The organism is Actinomadura flavalba DSM 45200 (assembly GCF_000374305.1).
GTDB lineage: Bacteria > Actinomycetota > Actinomycetes > Streptosporangiales > Streptosporangiaceae > Spirillospora > Spirillospora flavalba.
Map to the genome: position 1 here is coordinate 214,016 of NZ_KB894093.1, position 14,339 is coordinate 228,354.

General features: G+C 75.3%; 13 protein-coding genes. 4 read left to right on the forward strand and 9 right to left on the reverse strand.

The genetic code is table 11. From position 1 onward, the window contains the following. The first annotated feature begins 331 nt into the window (after positions 1-331). Complete coding sequence (locus C229_RS0101005; RefSeq protein WP_026313344.1) at positions 332-1,567, forward strand: COG1470 family protein; 1,236 nt, start codon at positions 332-334, stop codon at positions 1,565-1,567. A 117-nt stretch (positions 1,568-1,684) separates the two neighbouring features. Here C229_RS0101005 and C229_RS0101010 read toward each other — a convergent pair whose 3' ends face one another. From C229_RS0101010 to C229_RS0101020, 3 genes are all read right to left on the reverse strand, one after another. After that, a complete protein-coding gene (locus C229_RS0101010) occupies positions 1,685-2,935 on the reverse strand; it encodes a PucR family transcriptional regulator (RefSeq protein ID WP_240487037.1) in 1,251 nt (416 codons plus the stop codon). A gap of 137 nt (positions 2,936-3,072) precedes the next feature. Next, positions 3,073-3,603 carry a DoxX family membrane protein gene (locus C229_RS0101015; RefSeq protein ID WP_018653217.1) on the reverse strand — a complete coding sequence of 177 codons (531 nt, stop codon included), beginning with the start codon at positions 3,601-3,603 and terminating at the stop codon, positions 3,073-3,075. Between the two features lie 122 nt (positions 3,604-3,725). Then, on the reverse strand, positions 3,726-5,453 hold the full coding sequence (locus C229_RS0101020; protein WP_018653218.1) for a sensor histidine kinase: 1,728 nt from the start codon (positions 5,451-5,453) through the stop codon (positions 3,726-3,728). A gap of 86 nt (positions 5,454-5,539) precedes the next feature. On the opposite strand from C229_RS0101020, the gene C229_RS0101025 reads away from it, so the two are divergent. Next, positions 5,540-6,205 carry a response regulator gene (locus tag C229_RS0101025; RefSeq protein WP_018653219.1) on the forward strand — a complete coding sequence of 222 codons (666 nt, stop codon included), beginning with the start codon at positions 5,540-5,542 and terminating at the stop codon, positions 6,203-6,205. Here the strand turns inward: C229_RS0101025 and C229_RS0101030 are convergent. After that, a complete protein-coding gene (locus C229_RS0101030) occupies positions 6,202-7,158 on the reverse strand; it encodes an Acg family FMN-binding oxidoreductase (protein WP_033423985.1) in 957 nt (318 codons plus the stop codon). The two genes, C229_RS0101025 and C229_RS0101030, sit on opposite strands and share 4 nt — an antisense overlap. Before the next feature lie 108 nt (positions 7,159-7,266). On the opposite strand from C229_RS0101030, the gene C229_RS0101035 reads away from it, so the two are divergent. Next, positions 7,267-7,674 (forward strand): pyridoxamine 5'-phosphate oxidase family protein, encoded by a 408-nt coding sequence (locus tag C229_RS0101035; protein ID WP_018653221.1) that lies wholly within the window; start codon positions 7,267-7,269, stop codon positions 7,672-7,674. On the opposite strand, the gene C229_RS0101040 is transcribed toward C229_RS0101035, so the two are convergent. The 4 genes from C229_RS0101040 to C229_RS0101055 all read right to left on the reverse strand — a co-directional run bounded on the left by C229_RS0101040 (position 7,675) and on the right by C229_RS0101055 (position 12,384). Further along, the gene (locus tag C229_RS0101040; protein ID WP_018653222.1) at positions 7,675-8,553 is read right to left on the reverse strand and encodes a universal stress protein; all 879 of its coding nucleotides are present in this window, start codon (positions 8,551-8,553) and stop codon (positions 7,675-7,677) included. 10 nt (positions 8,554-8,563) lie between these two features. Then, a complete protein-coding gene (locus tag C229_RS32460) occupies positions 8,564-8,998 on the reverse strand; it encodes a hypothetical protein (RefSeq protein WP_155884521.1) in 435 nt (144 codons plus the stop codon). A gap of 63 nt (positions 8,999-9,061) precedes the next feature. Beyond that, entirely contained in the window at positions 9,062-11,389 is a 2,328-nt protein-coding gene (locus C229_RS32465; RefSeq protein WP_018653224.1) for an NACHT domain-containing protein, read from the reverse strand. 155 nt (positions 11,390-11,544) lie between these two features. Then, entirely contained in the window at positions 11,545-12,384 is an 840-nt protein-coding gene (locus C229_RS0101055; protein WP_018653225.1) for an NAD-dependent protein deacetylase, read from the reverse strand. Positions 12,385-12,444: 60 nt separating this feature from the next. Here C229_RS0101055 and C229_RS28980 point away from each other — a divergent pair, with 60 nt between their 5' ends. Beyond that, a complete protein-coding gene (locus tag C229_RS28980) occupies positions 12,445-13,284 on the forward strand; it encodes a hypothetical protein (RefSeq protein WP_018653226.1) in 840 nt (279 codons plus the stop codon). A 36-nt stretch (positions 13,285-13,320) separates the two neighbouring features. Here C229_RS28980 and C229_RS0101065 read toward each other — a convergent pair whose 3' ends face one another. Next, positions 13,321-14,190, reverse strand: a complete 870-nt coding sequence (locus C229_RS0101065) for an alpha/beta hydrolase family protein (RefSeq protein WP_018653227.1) — start codon at positions 14,188-14,190, stop codon at positions 13,321-13,323. Positions 14,191-14,339 lie beyond the last annotated feature (149 nt).

Sequence of the window (14,339 nt, forward strand, 5' to 3'; positions counted from 1 at the left end):
GCGGCAGCGTAACGACGCGGCCGAAATGGGAACAAGACGCACGTCACACATCCGGCGGGAGTTGGCGCATCGCGATAGTTTTCCGCCTCGCGGGACCGCTCGAATGTGCGCTGCCACCATTGCCGAGGATGCCGTAAAGGACGGCCCGCACGTGCTGTGACGTCCGAAAACACTCGCCGCCGCACAAGGCCGGAAATCGGAGTCCGCACCCCGCGCCAAGAAGTCCGCGCGCCCCTTGTCGGCGCCCGCCGCCGCGTGTTCCTCTCGTCCGTGTTCGCGGCCCGCCGGGGCCGTCCGGCTCCGAGGCGCGCAGGAAAGCAGGTGGTGATCGGTGCGGTTCGCACGGCGCCCGCTCGTCGCGGGGCTCGGCGCGGCGGCGGTGATCGCCGCAGGCGCGGCGACGCCCCTGGTCGCGGGCCAGCCGGCCGCGCGTGCCGCCGCGGCGCCCGAGCTGTACATCAGCACGTCGGCGTCGGCCGGCAGTGTGCGGCCCGGCTCCCAGTTCAACGTCACGGTGCAGGTGCGATCGGGCGCGGACCCGGTGGACAAGACCTACGTGCGGCTCACCTCGCCGGTGTTCAGGTTCTCCCCGCACAACGCCTCGCTCGGCACCGTGGACAGCGGCGGCAAGACGTTCACCACGACGGCCACCGTCCCGGAGGGCGCCGACGCGGGATCCGTCGCGATCAACACCCGGGCCGTCGCCTACGGCGCTCCGACGCAGGCGAACTCGATCAGTGTCCAGATCAGCTCGCCTCCGCCGCCGACCAAGCCGCCCACGAAGCCCCCCACCAAGCCGCCGACGAAGCCCCCCACGAAACCGCCGACGAACAAGCCGACCCGGCCGCCGTCGGCGCCCGGCACGGTCACTCCCCCCAGTGGGGGGAACCCGTCGTCGCCGAACTCCCCGACGGTGCCCGGTCTGCCCGGCATGAACGCGCCGGTCGCCCCGCCCACGGGCACCTCGTCGGTGCTGCCGCCGTCCGCGCCGCAGCTCGCGCTGCCGCCGATCGCGGCGCCGCAGGTGGCGCCGGTGAGCAGCGCCCCGATGGGCGCGACCGTGCTGCGCTCGGCGGGCAACGTCGCCGAGACGGACCTGGCCGCCGCGCAGGCGGGCTGGCTCGCCGCGCTGATCACCGGTCAGTTGCTGCTCGGCGCCCGCTTCTGGGCGCTGCGCCGGCGCCGCGTCGCGCTGGTCGCGGACGGCCCCGCCGCCGCGACCGCGCCGATGGCCGCCGTCGCGGCTCCCGACGACAAGACGCGGGAACTGCCCCGTCCGGACGACAAGGCGGGCACGACGCCGCCGGTGCGCCGCGCCACGCGGATGACGTCGTCCCTGCCGATCCAGCGCCCCGCCGAGACTCCGGCCGAGGCGACGAAGGCCGCCCCGCCGGTCGCGGACGAGGCGCCCGCCGAGGCCGCACCGCCCGCCAAGGACGACAAGACGGCCAAGACCGACAAGCCCGCCGGGACGCCCCGGCACGGCACCCGCCGGGCGCCCAAGGCCAAGCGCCGCCCGGCCCGGCTCTCCCTCTCGCTGCTGCCCAAGCCGAAGGACGAGCCCTAGAGACCGGCCCCTTCCCCGGCTCGCAGCGCGCCGTTCGGACCGGGGAAGGGGCCTTCACGAACAGGCGGAGCCCCGGGACAGCAGTCCCGGGGCTCCGCCGCGTTCGGGGCCGGTGCGTCAGGCCGTCTCCGCCTGCCGAATCCACGCGCTGAGCAGCAGCATCAGCTCCAGCCGGATCTCCGGGTCCTCGATGTCGAAGTCGAACATCTCGTGCAGTTGCGCCATGCGGTACCGGACCGTCTGCGGGTGCACGTTCAGCGTCACCGCCGCGTCGGTCGCGTTGAAGCCGGTCTTCAGGCACTCCAGCAGCGTGTACGCGAGGCTGAGTCCCTTCTTGGACCGGTTCTGCGTCATCAGCGGCGCGAGCCGCCGCGCCGCGACGATCTCGACGAGCCGTCCGCCCTCGGCGACCAGCAGTTCGGGGACGTGCTGCTCGGCGTGGACGAGCACGCTCGTGCGGCGGGCCGTCGCCTCCGCCGAGCCGCCCGTCGCCAGCTCCAGCGACCGGCGCGCCCAGTGCAGCGACTCGCGCGCCTGCTCGGGCGGCACGGCGGGTCCGGCCGCGGCCGTCCAGCCCGCGAGCATCCCGGCGAGCCGGTCGGCCTGGCCGGGTCCGTCCGGGTCGGGCATGACGAGGCAGGGACGCCCGTGGTCGAGGCCGGTGAGGATCTCGGGCGGCAGCCCGGCCGGGCCCTCGCCGCCGTGCCCCTGCCAGGGCTGGAGCACGACGACGGCGAGCCGGCGCGGCAGCTTCCAGCCCGCCACCGCCGCCTGCTCGGCGACGACGTTGGCGGGCACCGGCGTCTCGGACAGCAGCAGCCCGAGCAGCCGCGCGCGGCGCTGCTCGCGCTCCCCGGCGGCCTTCTCCCGGGCGCGCGCGTAACCGTCGGCGGCGGCGCGGGACAGTTCGTCCAGGTAGGCGAAGTTCGCCTCGGCCATCAGGCCGAGGATGGCCATCTCGCGGCCCTCGCGCTCGTGCTCGGTGGACAGGTAGCGCCAGGCGATGCGGGACGCGATCCGCATCGCGTTCTGGAGGTGCTCCAGGCTGCGTCCCTCGACGGCCTCGCCGTAGCCGACGTCGAAGTAGACCTGCCGGACGTCCTTCCAGGAGGTGTCGGCGTCGTCGATGAGCCGGACGAAGTGCTCCATCGCGAACGCGACGGCGGCCTCCACGACGCGTTCGTACAGCGGGTCGCCGGGCCGGGCGTACTCGGGCACCTCGCGGACGACGGCGTCCGCCATGAGCCGCTGCACGGTGGGCAGGTGGGCCGCCATCCAGCCGGCGGTCTCGTCCGGCAGCTCCCGCCACGGCGCCACCTCGACCCGTACGGCCCAGTCGCCGTTCGTGCGCGTGTCCGTCATGCTCATCGACCGCACCTCCGTCACGTTCCGGACTCCCGAAGGTAATTCGGCCGTGCGTCGCGGGACACTCAACGGACACACGTGACCACCCGCCCGCGTTGTCACCGATGTCACAAGCTGGGCGGGTGGTCACAAATGCGAGGTCAGCGGAGGAACGGGTACTTTCGGACGACCGCCAGCCCGCGCCACCACCAGCCCAGCCCCCAGGTGTTCCCCGCCGCGACGAGCGCGAGGCCGACCAGGACGAGCGTGTAGATCAGGTGGTCGTCCAGGAACGGGTTGTTCGCGGGCGGCAGCACCGCGGTCCACATCAGCACCAGCATGAGCCCGCCGCTCACGGCCGCGATCCACATCGCGATCCCGAGCGCCAGCGCGACGCCGATGGCGAGCAGCCCGGCCATGAACAGCCAGTCCGCCCAGGCGGCCCCGGCCAGGTCCTTGTAGAGACCGGCGAACGGCCCCTTCGGGGCGTTGGCGAGGAACCCGGCGGTCGGGCTGCCGCCGTCCAGCCACGCCTTGTCGGCGGGGGTCTCGTGGCCGAGGCCGAACGTCTTGTCGAGGAACGCCCACAGGAAGATCCAGGCGAGCGCGAGCCGCACCAGCGCCCACACCTTCGCGGCGGGTTCGGCACTGGTCCGGACGTCGGTACGTGCGTCGGGCGCGGAGACGGCCATGGGGGGTCTGCCTTCCTGGCGGGAGCCGTTCTTGTCACTCCCCAGACAACCCCGTCCGGATCTTCACGTGCAGGTGCGTTCGCCCTGCTTTCGCCGGGACGTAGGTCCCGGAAAGGTCCCGGTCAGGCGGCGTCGTGGAGGGGGACGCGCCATTCCAGCAGGGTGCCGCCGCCGGGGCGGTCGGCGGTGGAGAAGCGGCCGCCGAGGCGGTGGGCGCGTTCCTCCATGTTGCGCAGGCCGCTGCGGCGGCCGACGGGCGAGATGCCGCGGCCGTCGTCCTCGACGCGCAGGACGAGGTCGGCGCCGACCTCCACGGACACCGTCGCGCTCGCGGCGTCCGCGTGCCGGGCGATGTTCGACAGCGCCTCGCTCGCCACGGCCAGGAGGTGCCCGCCGACCTCCTCGGGGACGTCGTTGTCGAGCGGGCCGTCGACCCGGACCGCCGGAGCGAAGCCGAGCGGGTGCGCGGCCGCCTCGACGACGTCGTACAGCCGGGCCCGCAGGCCGTCGTCGCCGGGGGCGCGCTGCAACGCGAAGATCGTGGAGCGGATCTGCTGGATGGTGCCGTCCAGGTCGTCCACGGCGCGCCGCACGCGGGTGCCGACCTCGGGGTTCTCGGTGATGCGGACCGTGCTCATCAGCGTCATCGCGGTCGCGAACAGCCGCTGGATCACCGTGTCGTGCAGGTCCTTGGCGATGCGGTCGCGGTCCTCCAGGAGGGCCAGCCGCTCGGTGTCGCGGCGCCGCGCGGCCAGCTCCAGCGCGATCGCCGCCTGACCCGCGAACGCCTCCAGGAGCCGCTGCACCGCGTCGGTGAACTCCGGCTCGCCGCGTCCGTTGGCCACCGCGATGACGCCGCGCGCCGAGCCGTCCAGGCCGAGCGGCACGATGAGCAGCGGGCCGACGGCCAGGCCCGGGGGCGCGCCCGCCTCGGCGGCCACCGCCGCGCCGTCGGCGAGCCGCTGCGGACGGCCCGTCGCGTACACGGCGTCCACGACCGTCCGGCCGCCGGGGATGCGCAGGCCCAGCACCGGCTGCGCGTCCGGGCCGTCGACGGCGACGATCTCGAACGCCTCGCCCGACTCGTCCGCGAGCGCCACCGCCGCCATCGTCGCGCCCGCCACCTGCCGGGCGCGCTCGGCGACGAGCGACGTGACGTCCTGCGGGTCGGTGCCCGACAGCAGCGCCGTGGAGATCTCCGCCGACGCCTCCAGCCAGCGTTCCCGGCGGCGCGCCTCGTCGTACAGCCGGGCGTTCTCGATCGCGATGCCGGCGGCCGTCGCCAGCGCCGTGACGATGACCTCGTCCTCCTCCTCGAAGGCGCCGCCGCCCGCCTTCTCGGTGAGGTACAGGTTGCCGAACACCTCGTCGCGGACGCGGATCGGGACGCCGAGGAACGTGCTCATCGGCGGATGGTCGGCCGGGAAGCCGTGCGACTCGGGGTGCGTGGCGAGGTCGGTGAGCCGCAGCGGGTGCGGCTCCTTGATGAGCAGGCCGAGGATGCCGTGCCCGTGCGGCCAGTGGTCGATCCGGGCGATGTCGGCCTCGTCCATGCCGACCGTGACGAACTGGACGAGCCGTTCGCCGTCCTCGTCGATGACGCCGAGCGCGCCGTAGCGGGCCTCGGCCAGCGCCGTCGCGGCCTCGGTGATGCGCCGCAGCACGGTCTCCAGGTCGAGTTCGCCGCCGATCGAGACGACGGCCTCCAGCAGCGCGTGCACCCGGTCGCGGGTGCCGCGCGCGGCGTCGAGCCGGGCGTGCAGCTCGGCGAGCAGGTCGTCCAGGCGGAGTTGCGGCAGGGTCAGCCGCGCGCGGTCGTCGCTCTCGGCGGCACGCCTCTCCTGCACCATGACCCCAGTATCGCGGCTCCCGCCCAGGCTTGGGGCGGTATCGCGCCGGTACCGTGGAGATCCCTTGCAGCGTGCGGAGGTGCCCCATGTCCGACGAGCCCATCCGGGTGTTCCTCATGGACGACCACGAGGTCGTCCGGCGCGGGGTCGCCGCGCTGCTGTCCGCCGAGGACGACATCGTCGTGGTGGGCGAGGCGGGGTCGGCCGAGGAGGCGCTGGCCCGCGTCCCGGCGGCCCGCCCGAACGTCGCCGTGCTGGACGTGCGGATGCCCGGCGGCGACGGCGTCGCGGTCTGCCGGGAGATCCGCTCGACGCACCCGGAGGTGGCGTGCCTCATGCTCACCTCGTTCGACGACGACGACGCCCTCTTCGAGGCGGTCATCGCGGGCGCGGCGGGCTACGTGCTCAAGCAGATCCACGGCTCGGACCTGGTGGGGGCCGTCCGCACGGTCGCGTCCGGCCAGTCCCTGCTGGACACGCGCAGCACGGCCCGCATGATGGAGCGGCTGCGCGAGCGCCAGCAGCACGCCGACCCGCTCGCCGTGCTGACGTCGCAGGAGCGGCAGATCCTCGAACTCATCGGGGACGGGCTCACCAACCGGCAGATCGGCGAGCGGATGTTCCTCGCGGAGAAGACCGTGAAGAACTACGTGTCGAACCTGTTCGCCAAGCTCAACATGAGCCGCCGCACGCAGGCCGCCGCGTACATGGCGCAGCTCCGCGCGGGCCGGTCCCGCCCGCGCGACGTCTAGTCCAGGACGTCCGCGAGCGGACGCCGGACCGGGGGCGGCGGCGCGGTCCCGGTGCGGCCGACGCGCAGCAGCATCTGGGCGTGGGCGCCGCCGGTGAAGTGCCGCTCCAGGAAGGCGCGCAGGTCGTCCAGTTCGAGGGCCTGGGTGTGGAAGGCGGCCGCCAGTCCCGCGTCGGCGGCGCGCAGCAGGACGCGCTGGAGGGCCTGCCCGGCGCGCAGCCAGTCGGCGGGGTCGTCGCCGGTGGTGGTGAGCAGCAGGACGGCGCCGGTGCCGTCGCCGGGGTCGTCGGCGGCGCCCCAGGCGCGTCCGCGCGCGAAGTCGCGGGCCGGGAAGTGCGGTTCGGTGCGCGCCGGGGCGGCCGGGTAGGCGCCGGGGTGGACGCCGTCGGCGCGGGAGCTGCCGGGGGCGGGCGCCCACCGGGCCAGCTCGCGGGCGAGCGCCGGGACGCGGCCCAGGACGTGCTCCGCGACCTGCGTCAGCGCCGCCAGCGCCGCGCGGTCGGCCGCGTCGGAGACCGGGACGAGCCGGGCGCCCTCCAGGTCGGCGTCGCGCACCAGTTCGGCGATCAGCGCGGCGGGCACGTCCTCGGCCAGGAACCCGCCCCGGTGCGTGCGGCGGGTGCGGACCTGCGCGAACAGCCGCAGGTCGGACGGCTCGGGCGGGCGGGCCGCGCCGCGCTCCACCTCCGCGAGCAGGTGCGGACGGTCCGGATCGGGCAGCAGCCGCGTGCGCTCCTCCCGCCCGGCGGCGCGCACCGCGAGGCGCAGCGTGCCGAGCGCCGCGCCGCAGCCGATGAGCATCTCCCGGCCGCGCGGATCGACGGTGTCCAGCCTGCGCGCGGCGTCCGCCCGGAGCGTGACGCCCTCGTCCTGGACGGCGAACCGCCACGGCTGCGTGTTGTGCACCGACGGCGCGTGCGTGGCCGCGCCGACCGCCTCGTACAGGTCGTCCATGCCGTCCACTCCAGCAGAGCGCGGACGCTTCTCCGCAGGGCCGAACGTCCCCGGTGGCGGGACGTTCGGCCCTGTCCGCCCCGCCCGGCCTTGCCGGATGCTGACGGGATGGACGGCCACGGCGCGCTACCGCGCGGAGAATGCCTGGAGCTGCTGCGCACGGCGCGCCTCGGGCGGCTCGTGTTCACCGACCGCGCCCTGCCCGCCGTCCTGCCCGTCGACTTCGTCCTCGACGCCACCGGCGGCGTCGTGCTGCGCACGCCGCCCGGCTCCCGCCTCGCCGCCGCCGTCCGGGGCCGCGTCGTCGCCTTCCACGCCGACCGGGTGGACGCGCGCACCGGCGCCGGATGGTCGGTGACGGTCGTCGGCGAGGGCCGCCCCGTCACCGACCCGGGCGACCTCGCCGCCCTCCCCCACCGCCCCTGGCCCGGCACCCCCACCGACCTGGCCTTCCGCATCGGCAGCCGCTACATCACCGGCCAGCGTGTCTGTTTCACCGCGCGGTGCACCTCGTGATCAGTTCTGCGGTGGGTGGACGATCGCCAGGGGGCAGTGGGAGCGGTTGACCATCGCCTGGCCCACCGAGCCCAGCAGGAGGCCCTTGAAGCCGCCCCGGCCGCGCGAGCCCAGCACGAGCAGGTCGGCGCGGGCCGAGACGCCCGTCAGCACCCGGACCGGGCGGCCCGGGACGACCTCGGCGACGACCTCGACGTCCGGGTAGCGCTCGCGGCGGCCCGCCAGCGCCTCGGCCAGCTCGCGCTCCTGGACGCTGCCGTCCTCGTACGCCTCGTAGATGATCGGGCCGAGCGCGGCCCCGCCGAGCGGCATCGGCTCCTCCCACGCCAGGACGGCCCGCAGCCGCGCCCCGCGCAGCGACGCCGCCTCGAACGCGAAGTCGATCGCCGCCGCCGCGACCTCCGAGCCGTCCACCGCGACCGCGACCTCGCCGTAGGCCGCGCCGCCGTGGTGCTGCACGACGACCGCCGGGCCCCGCGCGTGCGTCACGACCTGGAACGCGACCGACCCGACCAGCGCGCCCGCGAGACGCCCCACGCCGTGCGAGCCCACGACCGTCATCAGCGCGTTCGCGCCGCGCTCCACCAGCACCCCGGCGGGCTGCCCCGGGGCCTGCTCGGTGACGACCTCCAGCCCGGGGACGCGTTCGCGCGCCGCCGCCGCCACCCGCTCCAGCGCGTTCTGCCCCCCGCGCGCCAGCCACTCGCGGGCCTCCAGCACGCGCGCGTCGCTGCTCTCCCACTCCAGCCACGGCCCGGCGACGTTGACGATCCGCAGCGTCGCGCCGCGCCGTCCCGCCTCCTCGGCGGCCCACAGGACCGCCGCCGTGCTCTGCTCCGACTCGTCGATACCGACCAGGATCTCGTTGATCTCGCTCATACCCTGCACGTTAGGGAGCGCGGGGGGACTCCTGTCGAGGACCTTCGTCCCGTGTCGCAAGGCGAACGTCGCTCATTCCGGCGCACGCCGACTCCACCGCGTCCGGCGCGCACACCAGCGTGGCCCGCTCCGCGAGCGCGGTGCCCTCCGGCGCGCGCCCCGCGATGATCAGCGGCGTCCCGGCGGCGACGGCGCACGCGGCCCCCATCTCCCGCGCCGACGGCGGGCCGCCCGCGATCCGCACGTCCACGACGACGTCGGCGCCGCCGTCGGTCAGCGGGCAGCATCCGCCCGGCGCGAGCCCCGCGCACGGCCAGCCGGTGGAGCCGGGCGGATGGCAGAAGTCCACGTCGTGGCCCCGGACCGCGAGCAGCGCCCCGACCGTCCGCCCGTCGTCGGGCTCCACCTCGGTCACCAGGATCTTCATCGCCGCGCCGCCCCTCATCACTGAGAAGCGTCCAGCCTCCCGAGGCCGCTCCATGAACGCCAGGGACCTTGGTCCCGGCCGTCAGGACCGTTCGCCCCGCAGGTTCCGGTGGAGGTATCCGAGGACGGCCTGCGTCACCCGCACGTCGGTCCAGACCATCTCGGCCGCGCACGGCTGCGCGTCGAGGCGGCGGACGGTGACCACGAACCCGGGCGTCTCCGGCGGCCACCGCCCGCTGAGCGCGGCGAGCACCCGCGGCGTGCGGCCCGCGTTGATCCGCAGGGTCTGCGGGGCGTTCGTCCCGACGCGCAGTGCGATCTCGGCGACGGCGGCGGGGCACCCGTCGAGCCGCGCATGGCCGCGCAGCCCGGAGAAGGCCACCGAGCCGGACGCGTCGCGCAGCGCGAAGCGGGTCTCGGTGCGCGCGCCGGGCGGCAGCCGCCAGGTGTGGACGACCTGGCTGAAGGAGCAGTCCTCCGGCTGCCCCTGCGCGTTGGGGCAGTTCTGCTCGACGAGGACGGTCGAGCGCGCGGGCCGGTATCCGTCCACCGCCTCCAGCGACACCTCGGGCCAGGTCGTGAGGTAGACCAGCACGGCGACCAGCAGCGCCACGACCGGCGCCGCGATCCGCAGCAGCGACGCCGACCACCAGCCGAGGCGCGGGGGCGCCTCGCCGTCCCCCGGTCCGTCGGGCGATCCGGCCAGCCGGTCCTGGAGGCGGGCGTGCCGGAACTGGTGGACGGCCCCCGCCCGGCGCAGCACCCCGCGCCGGTGGGCCTCCTTCAGGAACGGGTGGAGCCGGAGCGGGAGCCGTCCGGTCAGCGCCAGCCAGCCGTGCGAGACCAGGTACGCGCCCCATGAGCTGCTCACCGCCGTGCTCAGCCCGAACAGCGCCGCGAACGCGACCCCGAGCAGGCGGGCGCGGACCGAGTCCCCGCCGACGCCGCCCGCCGCGACGAACAGCAGCAGGCCCACCAGCGTGCCGACCAGCGCCGTCCACAGGCCGGACAGGGCGAGGTGGCGGCGCAGGACCGAGCGCGGGTCGGCGGCGGCGTCGCGCGGCGCGTCGGCCCGTTCGCCGACCATCGCGGTCAGCGCCCCCGCCAGCCCGACCAGGACGCCGCCGAGGTGCGTCTGCCAGGCGGTCGTACCGAACATGAGCCCGCACAGCAGCCAGCCGCCGGCGCCCGCCGCCGCGCCGCCCACCAGCGCCACGACGCCCGACCGGAGCTGCCACGGCGCGATGTCGCGGGTGCCGCGCCACCACATCTGGCGGGCGAGCGCGGCCAGCCACCGCCGGGCCCGGTCGCGCCGGTAGCGGCCGTGCTCGGGGAAGACGGCCGGGACGAGGTTGTCGAGCAGGTGGTCCTCGATCGCGCCCCGCTCGCCGAACCGGTCGGCGTCCAGGAGCTCGGCGGGGTCACTGCCGGGGGCGGTGTAGGCGGTGCGGGCCAGGTCGACCATGAGCGGCGTGGACAGCGCGGCGGCGAGCGGGCCGTCCCGATCGGCGCGCAGGCGGGCGAACACGGGCGTCCACCGGTCGCCGGACGGGCCGTCGACGCGCTCCAGGAACGCGATCGTGTCCTCGACGTCCACGTCCTCCAGCTCGATGACGGGCGCGCGGCTGATCGGGGTGTTCGACGCGGTGACGGTCTCCTCGTACTCGTCGGCGCGGCAGGTCAGCACCAGCGGGTCGGTGGAGAACGCCCGCTCGACGGCCTCGATCGCGGCGGCGCGGCGGGCCGGGGCGACCTCGTCCAGGCCGTCCAGGACGGGCATGACGCGGCCGGCGGCGATCAGCCGGGCGGCGACGCCGGGGCCGTGCGCGCGGGCGTCGGTGAGGAAGGCGTGGTCCTCCTCCAGCCGCTCGGCCATCCATGCGCGCACGTCCGTCCGGGTGTTCCAGGACGACAGCGGCAGCAGCACCGGCACGGGTTCGCCGGGGCGCGGCTCGCGCAGCAGCTCGACGACGAGCAGGACGGTCAGCGTCGTCTTGCCCGCGCCGGGGCCGCCCAGGATCACGAGCTGCCGTGCCGGGTTCGCCCGGAAGTTCGCCGCGAGCCGCGCGCCGTCGCCGCGCCGCCGCAGGTCGCGCGCCGGGACGGCGGCCTGGACGGGCCGCCGCGTGGTCGACCAGCGCACCCGCAGCGGTTCGGGCCGCCACAGGCCCCGGACGCGGGCCTCCTCGCGCCACTGGGCGCCGACGGCCTCGGCGAGCAGGGCCGCCGCCGTGTCGAGCGCGTCGCCGGGCGCGGGCGGCGGCGTCCGCCACTGCCACAGCGCGACCCCGGCCATCGCGAACGCCGTCAGGGCGCCGATCACGCTGCCGTACTGGTCCGCCTTGTCGAGCCCGACGGCGACGAAGAGCACCGCGAACGCCAGCAGCCCGCCGCCAAACACGGCGGCCACCGACCACGGTCTGCGCCCCCGCGCCCTCCCGAACACCGCGCCACCCTAACGGCGCACAACACCCCGGCACCACGCTTTCCCGGCGAATCCGGCCACCTCGCCGCAAGCGAGCGCGCCGGGGGTCGCGACGCAGGCGGGCCGGGTCGCGGCGACGATCACCGGGCGGCGGCCGGGACGAGGTGGGCCGCGAGGGACGTGAGCGTCGGGCCGAGGGGGGCGTCGAGGCGGACGCGGGCGTCGGCGTCGCCGCGCGTCGGGCCGAGGTTGACGATCGCGACCGGGACCGCGTGCCGGGCCGCGCGGCGGACGAACCGGTACCCCGACAGCACCGTCAGCGACGAGCCGAGGACGAGCAGCGTCCCCGCGTTCTCGGTGACCGTGAAGCACCGGTCCACCAGGGGGCGCCGGACGTTCTCACCGAAGAACACGACGTCGGGTTTGAGGACGCCGCCGCAGCCCGCGCAGTCGACCGTCCGGAAGGCGGCGGTCTCGGCGTCGGTGAGGGGGACGTCCCCGTCGGGGTTGAGGCCGCGCGCCCGCACGTCCCAGTCGGCGTTGGCGGCGCGCAGCCGCCGGTCGAGGTCGAGCCGGGCCGTCCGCTCTCCGCAGCCCAGGCAGATCACCCGGTCGAGCGCGCCGTGCAGTTCGACGACGTCGCGGGCGCCCGCCGCCTGGTGCAGCCCGTCCACGTTCTGCGTGATCACGTCGCTGACCAGCCCGCACCGCTGCAACGCGGCGACCGCGCGGTGCCCGTCGTTCGGCGCGGCCCCGGTGATGTGCCGCCACCCGAGGTGGCTGCGCGCCCAGTACCGCCGCCGCGCCCCGGCGCTGCCCACGAACGTCTGATAGGTCATCGGACGCGGATCACGCCCCCGCGACAGCGGCCCCCGGTAGTCGGGAATCCCGGACTCGGTGGACAACCCGGCCCCGCTCAGGACCACGACGCCCCCGTCCCCGACCAGATCGGCCAGCGCCGCGAACCCCTCCCCCGTCATCCCTCCATGGTGCCCGACACACGGACCAACGGGACGTCCGCGCATGGTTTGCTGTCTCGAATGGAACAGGCGGCCGTCCTCGCGGCGGAGCACGTGGCGTCCGTCGCGGACGACGTGGAGGCGCGGGTCGCGCTCGCGGCGGCGTTCTACACGGGTCCGGCGGCCCGCTACGGGCGCGCCGAGCTGGCGTTCCTGCGCTGGGAGATCGGCCGCGGCGTCCTCGACGCCGGCACCGGAAGCCCCTGGTGGCGGGCCGTCAACGACCGGCTGCTGCGGGACAAGGCCGAAGCGGCCCTGCTCGGCCCGGCCGGACGCCCGTCGTCGCACTGCGTCGCCCTGTGGCGGCGGTTCCTCGCCCGGCCGTCGCCCGCCGCCTGGTTCACCGCGCACAACGCCAGCGTCGTCGCCGGATACCTCGCGCACGAGGACCTCGCGCGGCGGGAGACACCCGCCGAACGCTTCATGATCAACGTGGCGCTGCTGCGCGTCCTGTACACGCACGCCCTCGCCACCGCGCCCCGGCTCGCGCTCGGGCTGCTCGCCCCGCTCGGCGGCGTCGTGGGCGATCCGCGCGGCGCGTCGGTCGGCTTCTTCCTCGACCTGCGCGACGCCTTCCCCGAGGAGTACCCACTGACGGGCCTGACCTTCGACGACCTGATCCGCCTCGAAGGGGCGCTGCCGCACGCCCTGGACTTCGGCGTCATCCTGCCGCGGCTGCCCGCGCTGCTGTCGTTCGCGGCGGCTTCCCTGCCCGAGCCGCGCGTGCTGTCCCTCGTCCGTCCCGACGGGACGTTCCGTTACGCGGACCTGTCCGTCGCGCCCGGGCTGTTCGCCCGGCGGCGTCCCCTGGCCCGCGCGGCGCGGGCGCTAACGGCCCCGCTGCCCCGCGCCGCGCGGTAGGCGGCGGCACGGGGGCCGCCGCCGTGCGTGCTCCGGTCAGGCCGGGCAGGTGTCGCGGTACTCGCTGATGGCCGTGTCGGTGGCCGGGGCCGGGCAGAGGAACTTGCTGTAGCGCTCGTCGCCGTCCACGTAGCGCTTGAGCCAGGAGAGCGTGTACTTGTTCACGACCGGGCTCTGCTGGGTCGGGGCCCAGTGGTTGCCGCCGCGCAGTTCCAGGTACGCCTTCTCGGGGGCGTTGGTCAGCTTGGTGAAGAAGTTGCTGGCCATGCCGCCGACCGGGGCGATCTTGTCGTCCTCGCCGCCGATCACCAGGGTCGGGGTGCGGACGCCGTCCCACGCGCTGTTGTACTCCCACGGCGCGAGCGGGATCGCGGCCTTCAGCGATGTCCGCTTCTGCGCCGACCACAGGCTGCCGCCGCCGCCCATCGAGTGCCCGATGACCGCGAGGCGGGACGCGTCGATGCGGTCGCGCACCGGGCTGGACTTGACGAGGTAGTCCAGCGCGGCGAGCTGCTGGTTCGAGCGCGCGGTCGGGAAGTTCATCGGCATGGCGCTGTCCAGCGTGATGACGACGAACCCGTACGACGCGAGCCGCGGCCCGAACCACTGGATCGTCGACTGCGGCGACACGAAGCCGGGCATCACTGCGATGGCGCCGAACGTGCCGTCGGTCTTGGTGTCGGGGTAGTAGATCGTCCCCCGGTTGAAGCCGGTGCCCCGGTTGACCTTGGTCTCCCCGACGGCGTAAGTGCCGCGCTCCGCCTTGACGCTCGCCTCGGTCGGGTCGGGTCCGCGCTGGTGGGACGGGTCCGCGTGCGCGGGGGCGACGCCGAACCCGAGCGACGCGCAGACCAGGGCGGTTCCGGCGGGCAGCAGCCGGAGCCGTTTCACGAAGGTGGAGTTCACGCGGAGTCCTCTCTCGGATACCCCCGGGGTGGGGCGCGTGAGCAGTGTGAATCTCCGCACGCCGGTCCGCATCACCTGCGGCGATGCAATTTCCGGCCGCTCTGTCGTTTGAGAATGAGATTTGCGCCCACGCGAAGAATCCGGAACCG